The sequence below is a fragment of the Brucella pecoris genome (assembly GCF_006376675.1).
In the GTDB taxonomy this organism is placed as follows: domain Bacteria; phylum Pseudomonadota; class Alphaproteobacteria; order Rhizobiales; family Rhizobiaceae; genus Brucella; species Brucella pecoris.
In genome coordinates this window covers 24234-46314 of sequence record NZ_VEWK01000001.1, presented here as the reverse complement: position 1 = coordinate 46314, position 22081 = coordinate 24234, and the positions used below count along the sequence as shown (strand labels likewise).

The window sequence follows — 22081 nt, the reverse complement described above, 5'->3', positions numbered from 1 at the left end:
CTAAACTTCTGACATCTAATTATTCAATAAATAAATGAATTTCACATTTCCGCCGATGGGAATTTCATTTATTAATATTTACTATTAGAAAAATTGGTTTTGGTAATGTTTTTAGCATATAGCATAGATACACGTTGGAAAAAAGGACAATTCGAGTGTTATTTCGATATTGGTCCCTATAGGGACGCACATCTTGCTGCCCAGATCGCCGAAAAAGTTAATCTATTAAGCACCTACTGCGATAGAGCAGTAGTTGAACTTACCGATGGCGAAATTTTAAATGTAGATCACAGGAATGTTCATATAATAAGAGTTTTTGATAACGGAGATATTGACTATGGCGTTAATCTTCCCGGCGGCTTAGAGTCACTAATAGATAATAATTTATCGTTCACGATGATTTCTAAACCGATAGTTACACCGGTCAGTGTTCTGTTCGAACGCGACATACTTGATGCCTAGAATTAACTGTTATATTTAAATTTCTGAAAGCCCCATTTGACGAAATATTGTTTACCGCTGCAAAAATTAGGTATGTTCCGCTTTCTACGAATAGCGCCGCTAGGACCGGATCGCTTACCCAGATCGTGGGGGCGAAATAGACCATACTTCCATTTTCGTCGATATGTTCTCCATGACAATTAATAAGATAGTTCGCTTTTTTTTCCTTTGGAAAAACTTTTTTGACGGTTATCTCCATCGCAATTGGAAATTCAATTCCTCTATTTGCCTGACGATAAAGCCGCAGATTTCTGTCAGATGGAAAATAGAAATCTCGCCACGGAATTGTCCTTCCTTTATGGTCCAAATTGATCAATTCGCTAAGCTCCGCAGTATTCTCAATTCTGCTAACTAGCCCCAGAATGGCTTTCGCTGTGCGTAACGACTGCGATCTCACTCTCTGTGGACTGATCACTACGTTTCCTTCAGCGTCACGTACAGCTTCTGGGAGTAAGCCAGATTTCTCTAATCGCAGGATTCCTCCGATTACCTGCAGAAGAAATTTAGCCTTTCCGTCATTACCCAACGCGATAGGTTGCTGGTTGGAGAATTCAGTGGAAAATCGAACGATGCGGTTAACTCGCTGGCTCTCATTGTATTTGCAAACGCCATGCGAAACTCCCGCCCGACGCCGGTAGAAAGCGCCAACCGCAGCATTGTGCCTTTGATAAGGGGGCATATGAACAAGGCGAATGCCGCAATACGGACAATGAGCAGGTCCTCCGTTGTATGCGGTAGCGTGCACCAGCGTACCGAATACATCCGCTTCCATGATCCGACCAGCCATATAACCTCCATTGGAAAAGTTGTTTCCCATCGCTGATACCGAACCGTTAAGGTGCACCTCACAACGAAAAGTCTGATACTCATCCCAATAGAGCCGATAAAATTATTATATGGTTAACTCAAATTTAGATATTGCAATCAAATTGAAATGCTGCCATATGCAGCGCCCTGAGCTTAAACGCTCAAGCAAAAGGATAATATCACCATGATACGCAAACCGACTACCCAGTGGAGCACAAGCAAGGCCTAGTATTGGCGTCGGTTTAATACCCGTTGCGCAATTGCATCGGCTTATCCTTGTGTTCCCCATTTGACAGACTTTCGGCCATCCTGGCCACCAGAAGCTTTCAGGGGACAGCTATGAATTTTTCTCGTCAAGTATCTCGAAATGTCAGTCTTCAACGTGCTGGTCTCGGTTTCATCGCCGAAGCTGATGCTTCACGTGATCTGCAGCAGCTCATTGACCAAGATTGTCACGGCCTGACCAAGGTCGGGGGCTTGGAAATATAAGGCAACCTCATCCGAAAGTGGCGGCTCTTCCATCAAGTTTTGGAAAGAACCCTGCCCTGGATTTGCAACACGTGAACCTCAGCAGAAGAATGCCAAAACCGCTCGTGGTTCCACCGTTCATGAAGTTACAGTTGTCTTCCATGAAAGTGAACTTGAGCACCGGGTTTCGACATTAATTCAGGCGCGACGAGACGTTCAGGAACTTCATTCACAGTACCCGGTAATGGGCTACGTCGACGCTTTTGGCGTCCGACGAAAGCATATCTTTGACTATTACGTGGTGCTGAAAAGCGGAGTGCAACTGGCCATTGCAGTTAAGCCGTTCAAGAAAAAGGCGGCCATGCAAGATGTGCTGGACCGCATTCAACAGGCAGGCATGGAATGCGTCGGGACACTGGGTGAGATTGAAGCTCTACACCCCGACATCAAGCTAAGCCTTCTCACCGAAGTCGAGGCTAACATCGATGCATTTTTGAACGCCATGAACATCCTACGCGCCCGTTCTCATTACAATGAGAGCGAGTATCTGGCGCTGGTCAAAGCGATCAAGGATTGGCCGGGCCACTTCCGGTTTGGGCAATTGTTCAAGAACTGCACGAGCCGTTCAAGCCGCTGGACTGCGGCTTGGTCGCTTATCGACCACGAAATTATCAGGCCCGTGAATCCGGGACAGATCAACGAACTCAGTTGGATGACTGTGGTTCGCTAGACGACGACCAATACAGCTACGTTCAAAAAGGAGGTTAACATGAACAGCTATTTTGCACAGCCAGCCACATTTCAGCGCTCTTTGGTGAACATGCGCAAGGTCGACAGGCTTAGCTATAAGAACGCCCATTGGATTCCAGTCTGCAGAGGCGACGAGGGATGGCACATCAAGAGGGAAGACGACAGCCACGAAGTCGTTGTCGGCCATCAGGAGCTCTATAATGAAATTTCTGCTGGTCGCGCCTCGGTTCGGTATGGATATCAGGAACCAGAGCAACAGAAGCTACGCATTATCTTCGGCGATAAAAAGTTCTCTGATTTCCCTGAGAAGGTTCAGAAGCTGGCTCTCGTTCGTGAAAAGCTGATCAACCGTTATGACGCGGAATTCCCGGAATATGGGCGGAAACGTTGGAATAATGAGAAGCTCCAGCGTCTTCTGAATACTTGGCACGCCGAGATCCAGTCAAACCTTCTCCCAAGCGCCAGTCGCGCAGACAGGCCGATGGAACTCACGTTCTATCGCGCCCCATCGGTCAAGACTTTCTGGAGAGATTACACCAAGTACCACGGATGCGGAGGCGACGTCCTCGGATTAGTTCAACGTCACCATGGTCCTGGAATCTATTATCGTTCCGCTGATCCGGAATCGATTGCATTCGCTCATAGCGAAGCTCTTCGGTACATGGATAACAGGAAGAAATCGAAGGCACAGGTTTATCAGGATTATCTGGCCAAGCTTTTTGAGATGAACTCATCACCGGATTCTCAGATCAAAAAAGTTTCGCGCACAAAATTCGAGAGCATCATTGATGGTTTTGATGAGTACGCGAAGGTCGCTGGACGACATGGGGAGGCGTACGCCAAGAGACGACTTTCTTCCGTAAAGCGGAGCTTCCACTTCGAGGTGCCGGGTGACCGGATCGAGATGGATTTCTGGAATGTGGAATTGATGTCCTTGTTCGTAGAAACGGGGATGTGGTCCCTGTTACCAGAAAGCTATCGTAATCAGATCGGAAGCACTCGCATTTGGTTCGTTGCCGCCATCGACGTGTCCACTCGCTATGTGTTGGCTTTTAAGGCGAGCACCAATCCGAATGCGGCCAATGCCGTCGAAGCAATCAGAATGATCATGTCCGACAAAACGCATATTTCCACTGCGTTGGGTTGCGAAACGCCCTGGATTGGACGCCTTCGTCCTCGCCAGATCTATTGCGATAACGGCAAGGAGTTCGTCAGCCAGCGGACGCAGGAAGTTTTGAGGAATGCGCGCATTGCGTTTACCCGACCACCAGCGGGTGAACCACAAGCCAGACCATTTATCGAACGGCTTTTCAAGACCATTGGTCCGATGGTGGCCCACCATTTTGATGGCCGAACCTTCGGTTCTATTCACGAGAAAGGAGACTACAATCCGGAGGAACGCCTAAGCCTGCAGAGTGATGAGCTGATCAAGTTCTTCCTCTACGCGATCTGCGATATCTATCACAACAAGAAGCATGCAGGGCTCGCGGATGGTACACCACACAATGCTTGGGTGAAGGCGACATCCCGATATCCAATCGACGTCGCGCCTGACGAAGAAGAAATGCTTCACATCTTTGGGGAGAAGGTTTCGCGACGGATTTCGTCCTATGGCGTGTCTTTCATGGGCATTCCTTATTCGAACGATGAGCTAACGCGCCTTCGCCTGAAACATGGTCAGACGGATTTTGAGATCAAGTGCGATCCAGCGAATCTGCGTTCCATTGCCGTCTATGCAGGCAAGGATAAGGGCTGGTTCTCAGTCGAAAACCAAATCGGACTGGACGATAACGTTTCGCTTGAGGAATGGATCGTAGCACGGCAGCAGCTTCGTCTGGCTAATGCCAAGGAAAGCGAGTCTGGTCTCGCCGCTATGTACCGGGCGATCAATAAATTGCGGACCTCCGGTGACGCCGCGATGATCAGGGCAAAGCTGGGTGCGCGGTCATTAGATAGCAATGCACTGGCAAGGCTCGAAGCCGAATTGTGTGGCAGTTGGATCGCAAAGCCGGATGACCAGATGCAGGGACTAGAAGCGCTCGCTTCTCTTCCAGGGGATCTGAAGCTCTCCGATGAATCGGCCTTTGTCGAGTACCAAACGGTCCAGAAGAAGGAGATCGCAGCTGCAAAACGGGCTGCGAAAAGCGAGCGGCTGGAAACCAGGGCGAACAATACAGATACCGACCTTCAAACAGAACCTCCTGTTTCAAGGAGCGGCTATTACGACGAATTTTAAGAAGGGCGGGACCAATGAACACTGACGAATTGAAAGAACTCAAAAGACATATCTACAGCACATATCTCGAAAGTCCGCGCGACAGAAAATTGCACAATATGCTGCAAGGAATGGTTGATAACGTTGATGATCACCTGAACGGTGGCGGCGGTTCTCGGCAGACTGCATTATTTGTAATTGGTGAATCCGGGAGCGGCAAATCCCATTCATTGAAACACCACTGTGGTCGCATCGCAGAGTTTCAGCCGCGAGAAAATGAGTTTGGCGAAACCATCACGCCTTTTCTCAGTATCGAGGCATCAAGCTCATCAACCATGAAGGGGTTTGCGATCACGCTGTTGTCTGCGATGGGGCTTCCAGCAAACTCCAAGCAGACTGAGACCCAGCTGTTTTCGGCTGTGAAAACTCAGTTGAAAGCGAGAGGTATTCTCTATCTGCACGTCGATGAGGCTCAACACCTCATTCGTCACGATAGTCAGAAGGTGATTACCGAAGTCCAGGACGGGCTGAAGAGCCTTATGCAGATTCCTGACTGGCCTTTGCATACGATCTTTTCGGGTGTGCCGGATCTTGCCAAATTGCTGACAAATGATCTCCAGCTCGCGAACCGTAGCAAGGTCATCCGCTATGTTGAGCAGAGCCCTACTGATGATCAGCAATTCATCAACGATGCCATGACAAAAATTGCCGAACAGATGTGTGGCCTGAAGATCGCGGATGAACTGCGAGAAGCAGACTTTGTGGGACGACTGTGTCACTCGGCTCAAGGCGGGCTAGGCAAGATTGTTGAAACTATCCGTGCCGCTTGCATCCTGACCGTTAAAAACGACAGGACGGTGCTCGAAAATCGTGCATTCGCATTCGTCTATCAAGAATCGAGCGGTTGCCTACCCGAACACAATATCTTCTCAGCCGCACGTTGGTCAGAAATCTCGCCTGAACATGTGCTCGCCGATCTGTCTGCGTCTAACGAGCCCAAGAAAAAAGGAAGGACCAAGAAATGACATTGCCGGTTACCCTGCCCTTCCATGAAGACGAAAGTCCGATCAGCCTCGTGTCGCGCCTGGCGCGCGCGAATAGCTATGATTCCTTGCAATCATTGCTCGGTTTCACACACACGAGCCGAGAAGCTATTGTTCGTGGAGATCATGACGCGCTTGCGGAAATCTCGGAGCTTTCAGGGATTTCCATTGAACGCTTAGCGAATGCAAGCATCGTCCATCAACATCCGGGTTCCAACTGGAAGCTTGGCCACGCTATTTTCAATAAAGAAATGCGTCCGGGAAAGATGCTTCGCTACTGTCCGCATTGCGTTCTCAATGACATGGAAACAGGCATCGGTCGGGCAATCTCGCGACCTTATGCACGCTCGTGGTGGAGCTGTCGGGGTATCGAAGGATGTCCAAAGCATGGGCGTAAGTTGGTCGAGCACTTTGTAACCTCTTTTGACCAGCGCGACGACTTTGCTACGTTCGTCGAGCAAAATGTCCAGACAATCCGCGATCAGGCGCACGATGATGTGCGGAGCTCGGCTCCAATGCTGGACAGGTTTCTGCGTGACCGCATTTTCAAACGCGCCGAAGCCGACGATTTGGTCGACACATTGGACGCACATATCGTTGCTGAGCTTTCTGGTTATATGGGAAAGTTCATTGCGATTCATAAGCTCACCCACTTTCAGGACGAGGCGACGGACCAGCGTGAATGGGGATTTAGGCTTATCTGCGAAGGGCAGGCTGAACTGGAGCGCATTATTATTGAAACCATCGAGCAGAAAAGGCCGATGGTTCGTTTCGTCGAGCAGTTCTTCGGTCAGCTTGTCGATTGGCTTCGCCGCAACAAGCTGAAGCCAGCATACACGCCTCTCGTGTCGTTGTTCCAAGACATTGCCGAAAAGAACATGCCATTTGGTCCAGGCATGACCTTTATCAATCCCGTCGATCACCGCTATGTCTATTGCGTGAACTCTGCTCACACAGACTTCGGTATTCATAAAAAGCGCATTAAGACCCTGCTTGTCTCGCATGGACTAACCGACCGCATCAACCAGCATGACTCGGCTATCTATTTTGATGCTGAGAGGGCCCGTCCAATTTTAGAAGCCGCTCGCGAAACCCTTACATCTACGGCTGCCGCAGAAATTCTCGGCGTGGATGAAGAACAGTTCCGGACGCTGGTGAAAGTCGGGTTTGTAGGCCAGGTTGAAGAACGAGAGAACGAAAGGGGATATTTGCGTATTCCTCAAGCGGAATTGGACAGCTTTCAATCCGCGTTGCTCGCAAACGCGGAATCGGTCGAACATGACGAAGACGAGTGGGGTTCGCTAATGGAACTCGCCCACGCTTTTACGATGGCTTTTGAAAACATTCTCCAACTGATTATCGAGGGTTCTGTAGACGCTCGTGTCGTTACTGGCCAAGGCGGCCTGCTTACAAGGCTACGGGTGAGTAAGCTCGAAGTTCAACGTGTTCGACTCCAGAGCCTGTCTGACATGCAAGAAAATTTCGTAACTTTCGAGCAGGCTCTCGACTTACTCGGTACATCGGATGTCACGCTATCGCAGCTTCTCAGGCGAGGTTATATCAAGGAGAAGGATTACAAGCGGTCATCAAAAATGGCTCGATTGATTAACGAAGACTCGCTTCAAGAATTCAAATCCAAGTTCATTTCTCTTGTAGATTTCTGTCAGAAGGTCGGTGTGAACCGAGTTGGGATGAAGAAGCGATTGGCAGATATCGGCATCTCGCCACTTTTCGACGATAATAAATTCGTGGCTAGTTATTACAATTTGTCCGATCTTGAAAAGCGAGGAGCCTTCGCTTTGGGACGGTGAGAAAATCAATTCCGAAACTTACGAAGCCCGCTTAGCGGGCTTTTTTTTGTATCTTCCCTTTAAAAGAGACAAATCAAACAAAGCGAAATGGCCTTACCTTTCCGAAGGTGATTGAAAAAACATAATAAAAACAATGGATAGAAGCTGAAAAAAGACAAACCAAGGCAGCAATTACATCAATCGACCAGATCTGGAGCATAAGGAAACATGCGCGAAACAGACCCAGAGTATGACGCGGCTAAAGCATGCCTCCCCAAAGTGGGAACCGGTTTTGGGATAAAGACATACGTAAAAACAAAAGCTTAAAGCGTGTCGTTTGAATATGATAAAGCGCGACGCGCTTTAGAGCGTGTCTCGATCAGATTGAATCAGATCGGCGCGTCTCAACTGTTTGTTTTGACGCGCATCTGATCCGAAAACTGTTTCACACTTTTCGGGATGCGCGCTAGTCACGACTGCCCGTGCCAGCAAAAAACCGCCGGAACGCTTTCGTTCCGGCGGCCTGTCTTGAAGTGTCAGATTAGAAGTTTTCGGAAAACCGGCTAGTGGCCCGATTCCGACATTTGCATCCATCGGATATGGATGCCGCGCCAATGTCGGAATCGAAAAGACCACTAGCAAATTTATATTTCTAGTAGATTTTTCGAACTTGACGTTTGAAACGAGATCTATGTCAGACGGGTATCAAACGTCAAATTCAATCCACTAGGCAGCAGAAGAGGTCGTCGCTGCAGGAGCGACCGGGGTTCTCGACCGTGTGGGAGCAACCTTCTTCTTCGGCTTTGGCAGAAGGCCTTCGCGCTGAGCCCTCTTTTTCGCATCCTTGCGCGCACGGCGAATGGCTTCGCCCTTCTCCCGCGCACGCTTTTCCGAAGGCTTTTCATAAGCCCGGCGTTCTTTCAATTCACGCAGAATTCCCTCGCGCTGCATCTTCTTCTTGAGCACACGCAGCGCCTGATCGACGTTATTATCTCGTACAACGACTTGCAAATTAACTCCTTTCATGGTCCAGCGAACTAACCGACAAAACGCCATCGTTTCATCGCGCCGCTGCGACCGGTCTCCATTCATTCATTTTGCACGAACGCACGATCATTCTATGGATCGCGCCTGTCGCGCCCGAGTATGCTACGGATCACGCCTGTCGCGCTCAAGGCGCGCAGCTTTCAACCGTTCGGTCTTGGCATCCACCACAGCTTTTTCGTGCTGAAGGATGGCTCTAGCCGTCTGGTCGGTTACGGCGCTCTTTGCCTCCATGCGCGAAAGCGGTTTCTTGAAGAGCGTATCCTTGGTCAGTCCCGCCGATTTTTCTTCGAGCATTCTACCTACTCCCGGTGAAAAGCCGTTTCACACCTTTCAGGATGCACTCCAAAATAAAAAAGGCCGGGAGAAACCCGACCTTTCAATCGCCTCAACAATCAATGCCAGTACATCCGTGGTCAAAGATCGGAGACAATGTCTTTACGCCGAGTTACAGCGCCTGAAGATTATCAGCGGCCTTCTTGCCGGAACGGCGATCAGCCACCAGCTCGAAGCTCACCTTCTGACCTTCATTGAGCGTATGCATACCTGCACGCTCAACAGCAGAGATGTGAACAAACACATCTGGCGAACCATCATCAGGCTGAATAAATCCGAAGCCTTTGCCGCCGTTAAAGAATTTTACTGTTCCGTTTGCCATAGAGAATTCCTTTCAATTCGCATGGTTGAAGAATAACGAAATAAATTTCGCTGCGTATTTTACGAAATTGAAAGAAAAGTCAGGACGCAATACGCGCCTTGTCGTTCGATGACAAAATCGATTTGTAATAGATATACCCTTATGTCACTGCCTACAAGGGTAGCAGACCAATTTTATTTTTCAGCGTCAATTCGATTTCACCATAGAACTTTTTGAATGGTTGAAACAACGGTGCATAAAAGCAAAGCTTACCGAAAATTATTGGGCAATTTCGTCAGCATGAGCCCTCAATTCCAGCTTTACTGTAACGAAGAGATGGAGATTTTCGCCCTTGAATCCCAGTCGCAGAGCTGTGATCGGGCGTGAATTCTGTTGATCGGCTTTGCCATGGAACCCGACAAATTAATTGCTACTTCAATAGATGGGATCGGCCCGGCATAGTTGAATGAATATGCGAGTTGACGATCCTTCGGAGGAGCGCAATCCAGTTTGCGCCATTCGGGAGAAGATTGAAATGCGGTACCACCTTATGGCTGCCATTGCGGCAGGTGTTTCGCTGTTTTCGTTTGCCGCCCATGCGGAAGATTTCACCATGGGTACACTGAAGTCTTACGATCAGGCGAGCCACGTAATTACCCTGGCCGACGGTCAGAGCTTCGAACTCTATCCGCCCTATCATCCAAATGTACGGCCCGGCGAAAAGGTTATCGTCGATTGGCAAAGTAATCTGAACGGTGACGACCATGCCGACTATGTCGGCCCGGCATCCCAGATGCACCACATGTAACACGTGAGAAAGGCGGCAACTCTGCCGCCTTTCTCTGCCCTATTTGATCCCCTCTATCGTGCTTACTTGACCCAAACGACACGGCGGGTCTGCGTATCGATCAAAGCCGGGCGATCTTCCACATAGACGTAGGAGTAAGTTGGCTGGTCGGGAACGGCCACAAGCGGCACATCTTCCGGGATGACCGAACCTTCCGCCAGATCTCCTTCAATCATGACCGGGTCAACCGGGTTGGTTTCGATATAGGTCACGATTTCCCTCGGCACGAGCGGGCCGGCATTCGGCTCATCGACGTAATAGACGACCTGACGGTTCTGCATGGAAACAATCACCGGCTCGCCATTGACATAGATATAACCGAAATCCGGATTTTCCGGGATCGGATGAACCGCCACCGCATCGGGAAGGACGTAACCGTCACTGATTTCCCCCTCAACAACGACAGGATCCGATGGATTTGCTATGACATAGTCGCGCGCTGCCTGAGGCACTTCGATAAGCACTCGATCCTGCGCGAGCGCAAAACCGGAGCTGGCGAGAAACGCCGCTGCGGTCAGAACAAGAGCTTTTTTCATTTTCAGCCTCACTTTCGCGTTAAGTCGCAAGGCTGGGATAACCTGACTACCGCGTCGAAGTTCCCGCCAGACAGCACACTTCGTGCGACAGGCTGAAACATTCCGCCCCTTGCAGACAGAGCTTGCTTTGACCTGTATTGACCGAGGTCACGCATTCGGAGATGCCCAAATATACCCAAATTAAAAAGATGGCGGCAATAATTGTGAACAGTAACTGGATCGTTCCAGGACACCCCGGAGTGCAATCAGCGAGGCACGAGTTAATACATATTTTTCAGAACTCCTAGGACCAGGACTTCGGGAGATTGCCTTTCGGATAAATCAGTTATCAGGAAATTACATTTCAATTTTCAGAAACAGCTAAATTAGTCGATAACGATTGACGAATTTTACCCAGCAAGTTGCTATTTTAAGATCGATCTAAGTTTAGGTAAGATGACCTTGTTTTCAATGAACAGAAGGTTTTAACACTTTTTCATATTGCCAGGCGCAACCCGTTCTCGCTCTGCAAGCAATATCTGTGTTGGGGAATTAGACCAAAGCACAGCCTGCAGAGTAAAACGAAGAATGCAAAAACGGCTTGTATAATACCGATACAGGGTAGGCCATTCCGTCATTCCCCCGTATGGCGTCAAGGTCTGGATTGCATTCTAGAATGCGTTGATTTTTAACTATATTTTTTATTACGAATAAATAGGCTGCCCTTGTCTGTCCCATCATCCAGACAAAGGCAGCCACATTTAATTGTGCCATATTGCCCGCAATCAGCGTGGCGCTTTTCCCATCCGCGCCAGAATGGCCCGAAGCTCGTCGACGGACCGGTCAACCTCGTCCTTTTTCTTCTCAAGCTCGACCAGTTTTTCCTTGAAGCGCTTGCGCAGCTTCCCAATCTCGGCGGAGTCGCCCGCACCGTTTTCCCACACGCTGATAAGCTGCCCCATCTCGCTCAGCGTGAAGCCAATGCGACGTCCAAACAGGATGAGACGCAATCGTGTGTGGTCGTTGTAATCGTAAAGCCGCGTCACGCCTGCACGGCGCGGATTAAGCAATCCCTTGCCTTCGTAGAAACGCAAGGCCCGCAACGTCAGGTCGAATTCCTCGGCCAAATCACCAATCCGGTATAGTTGACCACCTGACGGATTTTCCTTTTGCACATGCCCGCTTGCGCCGGTTAGCAGATCCGCAACCGCTACATCTGCAGCCAGCTTGTGCGCCTTTGTCTGTTTACTCATGTTCTACCTGTTTCCGCCCCCGGAAACGCCCGGTCACCGCACGATTGCGCGATGGAACCACTGTTGATGACAGCTCACATTGACATTGCTGTCAGTGCCGCAGCTTCGATTTACACTCGCCGCCGCAATTCACTCGTCTTCCATGCTCGATAGATCCGCTTTCCATGTCGGGCTGCTTTGATACGCCGAATTCAGCCCGTTCAACCGTGGGATGCTTTCCGCGCCCACTAAAGCACTCACTTAGTCACATAAATTAACGAGTTATTTACCACGTTTGTACAAATGTAAGCAGAGCAAATTCTCGCTTGTTGCGCTGGTGAAATTTGCTCTCGGCGGTCTCTATCATTGGAAAAAGTGAATTTCTCATGGCAAACCCAGATCTGGCGTCAGGTTCACGATCCATTATTGACGAATTGAATGCCCGTCGCGAGCGCCGAGCGCCTTCGCCCGCCATGGAAGAACTTAATCGGATTTTGGCAAGCCTCGAAAAGCGCCTGATGGATCTGGAACAGGATGACACCCCAGACGTACGCAACATTCTGCGCTCGGAACGTCAGCCAGTTCGCCATCCGGACGAGACTGTGACTGGCCTTGCCGAAATTGCCGAAAATCTGCGTCGGATGCGCGCGAGCCACGAAGAACCGCAGCAACATTATGCATCCAGCGCCGAGGTCAGCCATGCCAGCCGCGAGATGACCCGCCTTCAGCGCGCAGCGAGCGAAGAAGGCTTTTCGCAGCGGATGAGCGATGACTTCGAACGCATCAGCGACAGTGTTCGCCTTCTCGCAGACCGCAGCAGCGAGGCCAATGCTCAAGCCCTCCGCCGCCAGCTCGAAGAGCTCAACCGTACGGTCCAGAGCCTTGCCCGCGAAGAAACGCTGCATCGCCTCAATAATCGCTGGGACCGATTCGACGCCCGTTTCGAGGCGTTCGAGCAGCGCCACAACACCGTCGATCCGGCATTGAATGCAATCGGCTCGCGGCTTGAGCAGGTGCGTGACGCTATCGGCACCTTGCCGCAGTCGAACCGCTTGAGTGCGATCGAAGACCGCATCGGCCAGCTTGCAAACTCCATCGAGGAATCGCTCAGCCCGCAACATGCATCGTCGCTGGAACAGAGCCGCCTGCAACAAATAGACGAACGGCTGGACGAAATCAGTCGAGCCATCATCGCCACAAGCCGCGCCCAGCGCCCGGATCAGGATGGCGTGCGCCGTCTCGAGCGCATTGAAAACCGGCTGGCGGAACTTGCAGAACAGCTTGCCGCTTCGGCGACACAGCAGAATTCCGACACGCTCTATCGCAAGCTCGGTGAACTTTCCTCGCGTATCGACGGACTTTCAACCGGCTCGGCACTACCGGATGGCGTCATCGACCAGCTCGCACACCAGATCAACCTGCTTGCCAATCAGGTTGGCAAGGTCATGGAGAATCTCAGCCAGTCCGACTATCAGGCTGTTGAGGCACGCCTTGAAGCCATCGGCGAAAAACTCGAAGCCGCCGAGCGCAGAGCCGAAGAGCCGCATCCTGCCGTTCTGGACAAGATCGACCGCCGCTTCGCGGAACTGACTGAGCGTCTCGACACGCAATATGCCACGCAGCATGTCGACAACAGCGCGATCCACACGCTGGAAGGCCGCCTCGACGATCTTTCACAGCAGATTTCACTGGGTCTCCTTCAGGCGCCGACCTATGAAGGTCCGGGACTGGACATGAAGGCTATCCGCAGCCTTGAAGATCAGATTGCAAATATCGCGCATCATCTGGCGCAGCCCGTCGCCGAAATCGCAGAGCTGAAGCCGCGTCTCGATTCCATCGAACGTTCCATCGCCTCCAATCGCGAAACTGTGCTGGATGCTGCGCGTGAAGCCGCCGAAAGTGCGGTCGCGCGGGTTCTGCAGCACGGTTCGCATGGTGACAGCGTGATCGCCCGGCAACTCGCCGACGACATGAAATCGCTCGAAGCCCTTGCGCGTAATTCCGACGAGCGCAACGGCAAGACATTCGAGACCGTGCATGACACACTCGTCAAGATCGTCGACCGTCTGGCCAGGCTTGAGCAGGACGTGGCGGGTAAATCAGACACACCGGAAACCGAAAATCCGGTCTTCACCAGCCCCAACGCTGGATCACCGCGCCCATCGGCACCGCGTTCACCGGCTGCGGCGGCTGCGGAAGCGGCATTCGCGACCGTTCAGAGCGAAGCCGGTCCTGTCAATATGCAGGCGGGCGACATGGCTGGAAAGTCATCGATTTTCGGTGGTTTTGCCAAGGCAATACGCGGTCGTCGGGCCGATACGTCCGCTGGAAAGAACGACGAAACGCTCGAAGCAAGCGTATTTGATGCGACACTCGACGCGCCAGCCTTCGAAAACGATCTTGCTGCCATCGAGCCGATCACGCGCGAAGAACCTGAGCTTGAAAGAACTCCATCTCCTCGCCCTAAAGGCGAAGGCATGCCAGATCTTAATTCGATCATGAAGCGGGTGCGCGAAGAACGCCGCCAGCGCGAAGATGCTGCCGATGCGGCACTTGCCGCCAACGGCAAGGTGGACTTCATAACGGCGGCACGGCGGGCCGCCCAGCTTGCCGCCGCCGAAGCCGAACAGCTTCAGAAGGGCGCAACCAAGCGCTCCGGCAAGAAGAAGTCGTCGGTCGGCGACATGATCCAGCGCCAGCGCAAACCCATTCTGATGGCAATCGGCGCCGTGATGATCGCTATGGCCGGTCTGCAGATCGGCTCTGCCTTCCTCAACCGCGACGAACCGGTGGACACGGCAGTCGATACAGTCCCACCACAAATCGACACAACCGTCACCGATAACCCGGCTACACCAGCCGACGAAATCGCCGCGAAGATCGCATCAGACACGACACCTGCGCTCGAGCAATCCGCCCCCGCAACAGTGCCTCCGGTTACGGAGCCGCACTCAGAGAAAGTTGCGCAGGAAGAAACCCCGGCACCAGCAGATGAGCAACAGGCAGCGGTGGAAGTCCCGACACAGGTTGAACAGCCTGCCGCAACAGTCGCCAGTCCGGTGAAATCCGTTGAAACGGCGGCATCGACTGAACCTGCTGCACGGCCTCAGGCGGCTATTCCGCCTGTACCGGAAGAAGCTGGACCGGCAGCACTTCGCGAAGCTGCGGCCAAGGGTGACGCTCGGGCGCTCTTCGAAGTCGGTAACCGCTACATGGAAGGCCGCGGCGTTGCCGCCGACTTTGCCAAGGCGGCAAAATGGTACGAGATTTCCGCAAGTCAGGGCTTCGCACCGGCGCAATATCGCCTCGGCAACTTCAATGAGAAGGGCCTTGGCATGCCCCGCGACCTCGACAAGGCCAAGACCTGGTATCAGCTCTCGGCGCAGCAGGGCAACGCAAGCGCGATGCATAATCTTGCCGTCCTTTTCGCAACCGGTGCCAATGGCAACCCAGACAATACTTCCGCAGTGCGCTGGTTCACCGACGCTGCAGAACTCGGTGTGAAGGACAGCCAGTTCAACCTCGGCATCCTTGCTGCCAAGGGACTGGGAATGCCAGCCAATCTGGAAGAGAGCTACAAGTGGTTCTCGCTCGCCGCCAATGCTGGCGACAAGGATGCCGCCGACAAGCGTGACCAGATTGCCAAGGCCCTGAAGCCGGAACAGCTCGAACACGCCCAGGACACGGTCAAGCTCTGGAAGGCCAAACCGCTCGATCAGGCGACCAATTCCATTGACGTCCCGGATGCATGGGCCGAGAGCAAACCGCTTACCACCGGCTCGGTGGATATGAAGAAGGCGGTTCGCAACATCCAGCTCATTCTTCAGAAAAACGGCTATGACGTTGGCTCAGCCGATGGTCTGATGGGCGGCAAGACCCGCACCGCAATTGCTGCATTCCAGAAGGCAAATGGCCAGACGCCTACCGGCGAGGTTGACCAGAAACTGGTTCAGCTTCTGCTTGAGAAGAACAAGTAAAATACTGAAACTAAAAGACTTCCAAAAGGGTGGCCTACGCCACCCTTTTTGCTTTTCGAACATAAAGGTCTGAAAGAAGTAACAGGTTGAATCGACTCGTTGAGCCTTATTATCTATGCCCTATCAACGAGGGGATGAACGATGCTCTTGCACGTAAACAACGACATGGAAAACGGTATCATCGCGAAAATTCCCCTCGCGCTGGATAAGGATATCAAGGGTTTCCAGGGGGATGCTATCGATTTTGAGATTTCCTCCGGCGACAAGCAGCTTGTCCCCGCGGAGGATATTCATCCCTACAAATCCATTTTCAAGGTTCTATCCGGCAGTTTCGAGCTGAAGAATATATTCATTGCTGTGTCGTTCAACGCGAACTTCACCACCCCCGATGGCAAGAAGACCTGCTTGATGCGTTCCAGCCCCATGGAGGAATGGAATGTGATGAATGGCAATTACTATGCCGAAAGCATGAACTGCTTCGGCTTCAAATCCAGCAGCCGCTTTGCCGGAAACTTCAGTGTGAACCTGACCAATCCCTATTTTTATGTCATCAAAAACGGCAGCCTGACCGACAGTAAAATGTCCGACAACATCTCAATTCGTGCGCAGTTCTACCCATCGTCGGGACATTCCGTCATTACGCCGAAAGAAGATATCAATATCGTCATCAGCAACCGCCAAAACGCGACCGATTGATTAACAGTGCATCGCAGCCAAGTTGCGCTCATGTATTTCCTATATATTCTGTAGGATTATACAGGCAGCGACTGCTTTCAACACTCTTCACGGCTCTTTTTGTTGTTCTTAAACAACACCCTGCATTTTTCCTCAAATAGAGTTCCGCGATATGACTTTATCGGCAATCGGCGTTTGACTCCGCGACGGCGACAGAGCAAGACATTGTGAGAAGTGGTCCGGTTGAAACTCAAAGTTCGAGTTAAGCCTAACTACTTGTTTTCATGCATTTCCGCGCTCAGAACCGTTTCATAATTTTGCCGGAGATGTTTTTGTAGGGTGAGACATCTTGCGGAGAAGCGCAACCGCAAGCAAGTGTATGTCATGCGTTCGTGAAAGCCGGGTTCGGAATTGGGTATTTACCTTCCCATTGCGGAATTATCGGTGAACATGCTGGTTCTCCTCGGCATGGGCGCTGCCGTGGGTTTTCTGTCCGGATTGTTCGGCGTTGGCGGTGGTTTTCTCATCACGCCGCTTCTGATCTTTTATAACATTCCACCTGCAATCGCGGTCGCCACTGGCGCCAATCAGGTTATCGCTTCGTCGGTTTCGGGGGCGCTGGCGCATTTCAAACGTCGAACACTCGATATCAAGCTGGGCCTGTTTCTCGTGGCGGGCGGCATATTGGGCTCCCTCGTCGGTATCTTCGTATTCTCGTGGCTGCGCGATCTCGGCCAGTTGGACCTGATCGTTTCCATCCTCTACGTCTTTTTTCTCGGCACTGTCGGCGGATTGATGCTGGTGGAAAGCGTGCGTGCATTGCGCCGCGTAAAAAAGGGACAGGCTGGTGCCGTGCGGCGCTCCGGCCAGCATACGTGGATACATCGTCTGCCATTCAAGATGCGGTTCCGGGCATCCACCATCTATGTCAGCATCATTCCGGTTCTCGGCATCGGCTTCTTCATCGGCCTTCTCTCCTCCGTGATGGGTGTCGGCGGCGGCTTCATCATGGTGCCGGCCCTCATCTATCTGCTTCATGTTCCAACCAATGTGGTCGTGGGAACCTCGTTGTTTCAGATCACCTTTGTCACTGCATTCACAACCGTCCTGCAGGCAACGACCAACCAGTCCATCGACATCGTGCTTGCTTTCCTACTGATGGTTGGCGGCGTTATCGGCGCACAATATGGCGCACGCGCAGGACAAAAGCTGCGCGGCGAACAATTGCGCCTTCTGCTGGCGCTTCTGGTGCTTGCCGTTGGCCTGCGCCTCGCCTTTGGCCTGTTTGTACGACCCGACAATCTGTTTTCCATCTCGATTGCGGATATCTGACATGCGGAGCCTTACGCTGTTCTCCGCATTGTTCATGCTCCTGTTGGCGGGAACTGCCACGGCGCAGGTCGATTCCAGCGGTAACGGCAACACGGTTCCGCAATTGCAGAACCCCGCCGATGAAACCATCGAAATCGGGCTCTCAACCGAAACCATCGCCATCACATCGAATTTTGGCGGCACCGATCTCACCATATTTGGCGCGCTCGACAATGCTGACCCGATGATCCAGCGGCAGGGCCGTTACGACATCATCGTCGTGCTGCAAGGCCCTTCGCGCGACCTCGTGGTGCGCAAGAAGGACCGTTATCTCGGTGTCTGGGTCAATGCGGATTCGCAAACCTTTATTGGCGTGCCACTCTCCTATTCGCTGGCCTCCACCCGCAATCTGCAGGACATTACCGAAGAGAAAATCTATCGGCAGCTTTCGGTTGGCGTGCGCAACTTCTATCTCGTCCCGGAAGATGCGGGCAGCCTGTCAGGCAATATCCCGACATTCGGCAACGAACTGCGCGAGATGAAAATCCGGCAGGGCCTCTATACACAGCGCATCGGTGGCGTGGAGTTCATTTCCCGCACCCTGTTTCGCGCCACATTGAACCTGCCCGCCAATGTTCCGGTCGGACGCCACAAGGCCAGGGCGCTTCTGTTTCGCAACGGTGTTTTTCTGCGTGAAGCCAATGCCAGTCTGGAAATCGTCAAGGCAGGTTTTGAACAGAGCATCTACAACGCCGCCCATCAGAACAGCTTCCTTTATGGCCTGTTTGCCGTTTTCCTTGCCGTTTTCACCGGCTGGTTCGGGCGCATTCTGTTCCGGAGGGATTAGAGCGCATCCCGAAAAGTGTAAAACGGTTTTCGGATAAGATGCGCGCCAAAACAGACAGTTAGAGCGGTTCCGGTTCTACTGATTCCGTTTAACCGGAACCGCTCTAACCCCCATAAAGTGCACCGCGCGCAATCGGGTAAACCTTGCCCTGACCGAGCATATAGGCGCGCAGGGTCTCGTCGGCGAACAGGCCCCGAAAAGCGCGATCCAGAATATTCAGCGCACCCGTATAGGCTCCAAAAGCCGGCATGATGAGCCTTTCCCCGTCGCTTACAAAACAAGGGCGACGCACCGACCGTCCACGCCGCACGATGCGGGCCGCCGGGTGAAGGTGGCCTGCAATCTCGCCCTGCCCGGCCTTGCGCGATGGTTCATGCCTGAAAACAAGCGGCCCGACCGCCAGTTCCTCCACGCAATCGCCCGGCAGATCGGCCGGGCGATTCGGATCATGATTGCCGGTGATCCAGAACCAGTCGCGATGCTCCATCAGCGATTTCAGACGGATGGCATAAAGCGACGGCAGGCGCTCGCTAGCCGTCGCATCGTGAAAACTGTCACCGAGGCTGATGACCGTTCGCGGCTGATAGCGCGCGATTGCCAGCGCCAGCATGTCGAGCGTCGCTGCGGTGTCATAGGGCGGGATGAGCTGGCCACGTCGGGCAAAGGATGAGCCTTTTTCCAGATGCAGGTCGGAAACGATAAGCATATGCAGGTCGGGCAGGAACAGCGCGCCGGATGGATCGCACACAGCCGCGACACCACGCACTTGTGCATGGGCCAGACTGTAAGCCTCTCCATTTCCCCACACTGCAGTCTTCATTGCATCGCCTCTCTGATCAGGTCGTCTGCGGCCTCTTCAAGCAGCATTTCATCGCCCTCACCTGCCACACGCTCACGTCCGATTTCGAGCATCACAGGCAGCGCCAGCGGCGAAATTCTGTCCAGGGGCTTGTGCAGCAGATGACCTTTCACGCGCGCCAGCATGTCGCCAAGGCGCTTGATGTCCAGAAGCCCGGTCGCGGCATCCGCGCGCGTCGCCTGCAGCAATATGTGGTCCGGCTCGTGGGTCCGCAGCACGTCATAGATCAGATCGGTGGAAACCGTAACCTGACGGCCTGTTTTCTCCTGTCCCGGATGACGGCGCTCGATAAGCCCTGAAATCACGGCGCAATTGCGGAAAGTGCGTTTCAAAAGGTAGCTTTCATCAAGCCAGGCTTCGAGATCGTCCCCCAGCATATCCTCGTCGAACAGCCGTGTGAGGCTGAGCTTTCCGGTGCCGATCAGCGCGCCCATATCTTTGAGACCCCAGAGACCCAGCGAATAATCGGTAGCGACAAAGCCAAGCGGATGCGCGCCCATGCGTTCCAGCCGACGTGTCAGCAACATGCCGAGCGTCTGGTGCGCCAGCCTGCCTTCAAACGGATAGGCGACCATGTAGAAGCGATTGCCGCGCGGGAAGGTTTCGATCAACAGCTCGTCCGTTGCAGGCAGCACGGATTTCCACTGCTGCACTTCCAGCCATTCCCGCACCTGTTCAGGCAAAAACTGCCAGCGTGTGCGGTCAGCGAGCATGGCCCGCACCTGCGCGGCGAGATAGGTGGAAAGTGGAAACTTGCCGCCTGCATAGACAGGAATCTTGGCATCCTGCCCGGCGGCGTTGGAGGCAATGCATTCGTTCTCACGAATGCCTTCGAACCGCAGTACCTTTCCGGCAAACAGGAACGTGTCGCCAGCCGTTAGCGTCTCAAGGAAATATTCCTCGATGCGACCAAGAACACGTCCGCCATAAGCGCTGGCCTTCTTACCGCCGCGTGTCAGCCGGACGTTTAATTCCGGTGCCTCGACAATCGTGCCGATGTTGAGCCGATATTGCTGCGCGATGCGTGGATTGGACACCCGCCACGTGCCGTCTACGGTCTTGCGAATTTTCGCAAACCGCTCATAGGTCTTGAGCGCGTAGCCACCGGTCGCCACGAAATCCAGAATGCGGTCGAATGTATCTCGCGGAAGGTTCGAATAAGGTGCAGCACTCTGCACCTCATGATAAAGCTGATCGGCGTTGAAAGGCTCGGCACAGGCCATGCCAAGCACGTGTTGCGCCAGCACATCCAGCGCCCCGTCGATCAGGGGTGGCGTATCCTGCGCGCCCAGATAATTGGCGTCGAGTGCGGCACGGCACTCCATCACCTCGAAGCGATTGGCGGGCACGAGAATGGCCCGGCTTGGCTCGTCCATGCGGTGATTGGCGCGGCCGATGCGCTGCGCAAGGCGGCTCGCCCCCTTCGGTGCGCCGACGTGAATGACCAGATCGACATCGCCCCAGTCGATCCCGAGATCGAGTGTCGAGGTCGCGACCACAGCCCGTAAAGTGTTGGCAGCCATGGCTTGCTCTACCTTGCGACGCTGGCTTGCGTCGAGCGAACCATGATGCAGAGCAATCGGCAGCGTGTCTTCATTGACCCGCCAGAGCTCCTGAAACAGCATTTCCGCCTGACTGCGCGTATTGACGAACAGAAGCGTCGTGCGGTGCTGGCGGATCGCCTCATAGATATCGGGAATCGCATAGCGCGAGGAATGGCCAGACCATGGCACCCGCTCATCGGAATCGAGAATGGTGATTTCCGGCTTGGCACCGCCATCGACCGTCACAAGGCCGGCCATGGGCCCGGTGCCGTCCTGTTCCACCAACCAGCGGCGCAGTTCATCGGGCTCCGCCACCGTGGCGGAAAGGCCGATGGTCTGTAATTGCGGTTGCAGGCGGCGCAGCCGCGCCAGCCCCAGCGCGAGGAGGTGCCCGCGCTTGGAAATCACCAGCGAGTGCAATTCGTCCAGCACCACGTAGCGCAAACCCTTGAAGAACTGTTCCGCGCCTTTGGAAGCGATCAACAGCGCAAGCTGCTCTGGCGTGGTCAGCAGAATATCCGGCGGCGCCAGCTTCTGCCGCTGGCGTTTGTGCGCAGGCGTATCGCCGGTCCGGGTCTCGATTGAGATGACGAGACCCATTTCCTCGACCGGCACCGTCAGATTGCGATGAATATCGACGGCCAGAGCCTTCAACGGCGAGATATAAAGCGTGTGAACACCTCTTTTGGATTTTGACGCAATTCCGGACGGAAAATCGGTTCCCACTTTTCCTGGAATTGCTTTGCTTTGCCGCTTTTCCAGATCGACCAGCGCTGGCAAAAACCCGGCCAGCGTCTTGCCAGCCCCGGTCGGCGCAATCAGAAGCGTGGATTGCCCTTGTTCGGCACGCGCCAGAAGCTCAAGCTGATGCGCGCGAGGCGACCAGCCCTTGGCCGCAAACCATTCGAGAAAACGGTCCGGCAAGGGGAAAGCGGCAGATGCGGCGGCGGGCTTCAGGTTCAGTGTCACGCCGTCAATCTAATCGCAGCAAAGCGGGTCGCCAAGGCATTTGTTCACTT

At 53.2% G+C, this 22081-nt stretch carries 18 protein-coding genes; 10 read left to right on the top strand and 8 right to left on the bottom strand.

Annotated elements, in window-relative coordinates; all coding sequences use genetic code 11:
- Window positions 1-424: 424 nt before the first annotated feature.
- Window positions 425-1288, bottom strand: coding sequence for a hypothetical protein (locus FIB18_RS00220; protein WP_140018857.1), 864 nt, complete (start codon window positions 1286-1288; stop codon window positions 425-427).
- Window positions 1289-1647: 359 nt separating this feature from the next.
- Between FIB18_RS00220 and FIB18_RS24715 the strand changes: the two genes are divergently transcribed.
- The 5 genes from FIB18_RS24715 (at window position 1648) to FIB18_RS00200 (ending at window position 7595) form a co-directional block, all read left to right on the top strand.
- The gene (locus FIB18_RS24715) at window positions 1648-1797 is read left to right on the top strand and encodes a hypothetical protein (protein WP_158295673.1); all 150 of its coding nucleotides are present in this window, start codon (window positions 1648-1650) and stop codon (window positions 1795-1797) included.
- A 223-nt stretch (window positions 1798-2020) separates the two neighbouring features.
- On the top strand, window positions 2021-2506 hold the full coding sequence (locus FIB18_RS00215) for a hypothetical protein (protein WP_123218521.1): 486 nt from the start codon (window positions 2021-2023) through the stop codon (window positions 2504-2506).
- 39 nt (window positions 2507-2545) lie between these two features.
- Window positions 2546-4762, top strand: coding sequence for a DDE-type integrase/transposase/recombinase (locus FIB18_RS00210; protein ID WP_123218522.1), 2217 nt, complete (start codon window positions 2546-2548; stop codon window positions 4760-4762).
- 14 nt (window positions 4763-4776) lie between these two features.
- Window positions 4777-5766, top strand: coding sequence for an ATP-binding protein (locus FIB18_RS00205; protein ID WP_123218523.1), 990 nt, complete (start codon window positions 4777-4779; stop codon window positions 5764-5766).
- The gene (locus FIB18_RS00200; protein ID WP_123218524.1) at window positions 5763-7595 is read left to right on the top strand and encodes a TniQ family protein; all 1833 of its coding nucleotides are present in this window, start codon (window positions 5763-5765) and stop codon (window positions 7593-7595) included. Before FIB18_RS00205 ends, FIB18_RS00200 begins: the two co-directional genes overlap by 4 nt.
- Window positions 7596-8300: 705 nt before the next feature.
- On the opposite strand, the gene rpsU is transcribed toward FIB18_RS00200, so the two are convergent.
- The 3 genes from rpsU to FIB18_RS00185 all read right to left on the bottom strand — a co-directional run bounded on the left by rpsU (window position 8301) and on the right by FIB18_RS00185 (window position 9276).
- Window positions 8301-8585, bottom strand: coding sequence for a 30S ribosomal protein S21 (rpsU, locus tag FIB18_RS00195; RefSeq protein ID WP_140018855.1), 285 nt, complete (start codon window positions 8583-8585; stop codon window positions 8301-8303).
- A gap of 138 nt (window positions 8586-8723) precedes the next feature.
- A complete protein-coding gene (locus FIB18_RS00190; RefSeq protein ID WP_140018854.1) occupies window positions 8724-8915 on the bottom strand; it encodes a hypothetical protein in 192 nt (63 codons plus the stop codon).
- 151 nt (window positions 8916-9066) lie between these two features.
- Window positions 9067-9276, bottom strand: coding sequence for a cold-shock protein (locus FIB18_RS00185; RefSeq protein WP_105543986.1), 210 nt, complete (start codon window positions 9274-9276; stop codon window positions 9067-9069).
- A gap of 514 nt (window positions 9277-9790) precedes the next feature.
- Here FIB18_RS00185 and FIB18_RS00180 point away from each other — a divergent pair.
- The gene (locus FIB18_RS00180) at window positions 9791-10063 is read left to right on the top strand and encodes a hypothetical protein (RefSeq protein ID WP_140018853.1); all 273 of its coding nucleotides are present in this window, start codon (window positions 9791-9793) and stop codon (window positions 10061-10063) included.
- Window positions 10064-10125: 62 nt separating this feature from the next.
- Here FIB18_RS00180 and FIB18_RS00175 read toward each other — a convergent pair whose 3' ends face one another.
- Together FIB18_RS00175 and FIB18_RS00170 are read right to left on the bottom strand one after the other, a co-directional pair.
- Entirely contained in the window at window positions 10126-10638 is a 513-nt protein-coding gene (locus tag FIB18_RS00175; protein WP_140018852.1) for a DUF1236 domain-containing protein, read from the bottom strand.
- A gap of 764 nt (window positions 10639-11402) precedes the next feature.
- Window positions 11403-11870 (bottom strand): MerR family transcriptional regulator, encoded by a 468-nt coding sequence (locus FIB18_RS00170; RefSeq protein ID WP_140018851.1) that lies wholly within the window; start codon window positions 11868-11870, stop codon window positions 11403-11405.
- A gap of 365 nt (window positions 11871-12235) precedes the next feature.
- On the opposite strand from FIB18_RS00170, the gene FIB18_RS00165 reads away from it, so the two are divergent.
- The 4 genes from FIB18_RS00165 to FIB18_RS00150 all read left to right on the top strand — a co-directional run bounded on the left by FIB18_RS00165 (window position 12236) and on the right by FIB18_RS00150 (window position 18659).
- Entirely contained in the window at window positions 12236-15826 is a 3591-nt protein-coding gene (locus tag FIB18_RS00165; RefSeq protein WP_140018850.1) for a peptidoglycan-binding protein, read from the top strand.
- 141 nt (window positions 15827-15967) lie between these two features.
- A complete protein-coding gene (locus FIB18_RS00160) occupies window positions 15968-16522 on the top strand; it encodes a hypothetical protein (RefSeq protein WP_140018849.1) in 555 nt (184 codons plus the stop codon).
- 429 nt (window positions 16523-16951) lie between these two features.
- Complete coding sequence (locus FIB18_RS00155) at window positions 16952-17833, top strand: sulfite exporter TauE/SafE family protein (protein WP_407921838.1); 882 nt, start codon at window positions 16952-16954, stop codon at window positions 17831-17833.
- Window position 17834: 1 nt separating this feature from the next.
- Window positions 17835-18659 (top strand): TIGR02186 family protein, encoded by an 825-nt coding sequence (locus tag FIB18_RS00150; RefSeq protein ID WP_140018848.1) that lies wholly within the window; start codon window positions 17835-17837, stop codon window positions 18657-18659.
- Window positions 18660-18762: 103 nt separating this feature from the next.
- Here FIB18_RS00150 and pdeM read toward each other — a convergent pair whose 3' ends face one another.
- A complete protein-coding gene (gene pdeM / locus FIB18_RS00145) occupies window positions 18763-19479 on the bottom strand; it encodes a ligase-associated DNA damage response endonuclease PdeM (protein ID WP_140018847.1) in 717 nt (238 codons plus the stop codon).
- Window positions 19476-22031 carry a ligase-associated DNA damage response DEXH box helicase gene (locus FIB18_RS00140; protein ID WP_140018846.1) on the bottom strand — a complete coding sequence of 852 codons (2556 nt, stop codon included), beginning with the start codon at window positions 22029-22031 and terminating at the stop codon, window positions 19476-19478. Before FIB18_RS00140 ends, pdeM begins: the two co-directional genes overlap by 4 nt.
- Window positions 22032-22081: the final 50 nt, after the last annotated feature.

Bases quoted from the DNA above. Each gene is read 5' to 3' on its own strand.
- FIB18_RS00220 (WP_140018857.1), bottom strand. From the start codon at position 1,288: ATGGCTGGTCGGATCATGGAAGCGGATGTATTCGGTACGCTGGTGCAC.
- FIB18_RS24715 (WP_158295673.1), top strand. From the start codon at position 1,648: ATGAATTTTTCTCGTCAAGTATCTCGAAATGTCAGTCTTCAACGTGCT.
- FIB18_RS00215 (WP_123218521.1), top strand. From the start codon at position 2,021: ATGGGCTACGTCGACGCTTTTGGCGTCCGACGAAAGCATATCTTTGAC.
- FIB18_RS00210 (WP_123218522.1), top strand. From the start codon at position 2,546: ATGAACAGCTATTTTGCACAGCCAGCCACATTTCAGCGCTCTTTGGTG.
- FIB18_RS00205 (WP_123218523.1), top strand. From the start codon at position 4,777: ATGAACACTGACGAATTGAAAGAACTCAAAAGACATATCTACAGCACA.
- FIB18_RS00200 (WP_123218524.1), top strand. From the start codon at position 5,763: ATGACATTGCCGGTTACCCTGCCCTTCCATGAAGACGAAAGTCCGATC.
- FIB18_RS00190 (WP_140018854.1), bottom strand. From the start codon at position 8,915: ATGCTCGAAGAAAAATCGGCGGGACTGACCAAGGATACGCTCTTCAAG.
- FIB18_RS00185 (WP_105543986.1), bottom strand. From the start codon at position 9,276: ATGGCAAACGGAACAGTAAAATTCTTTAACGGCGGCAAAGGCTTCGGA.
- FIB18_RS00180 (WP_140018853.1), top strand. From the start codon at position 9,791: ATGCGGTACCACCTTATGGCTGCCATTGCGGCAGGTGTTTCGCTGTTT.
- FIB18_RS00175 (WP_140018852.1), bottom strand. From the start codon at position 10,638: ATGAAAAAAGCTCTTGTTCTGACCGCAGCGGCGTTTCTCGCCAGCTCC.
- FIB18_RS00170 (WP_140018851.1), bottom strand. From the start codon at position 11,870: ATGAGTAAACAGACAAAGGCGCACAAGCTGGCTGCAGATGTAGCGGTT.
- FIB18_RS00165 (WP_140018850.1), top strand. From the start codon at position 12,236: ATGGCAAACCCAGATCTGGCGTCAGGTTCACGATCCATTATTGACGAA.
- FIB18_RS00160 (WP_140018849.1), top strand. From the start codon at position 15,968: ATGCTCTTGCACGTAAACAACGACATGGAAAACGGTATCATCGCGAAA.
- FIB18_RS00155 (WP_407921838.1), top strand. From the start codon at position 16,952: ATGCTGGTTCTCCTCGGCATGGGCGCTGCCGTGGGTTTTCTGTCCGGA.
- FIB18_RS00150 (WP_140018848.1), top strand. From the start codon at position 17,835: ATGCGGAGCCTTACGCTGTTCTCCGCATTGTTCATGCTCCTGTTGGCG.
- pdeM (WP_140018847.1), bottom strand. From the start codon at position 19,479: ATGAAGACTGCAGTGTGGGGAAATGGAGAGGCTTACAGTCTGGCCCAT.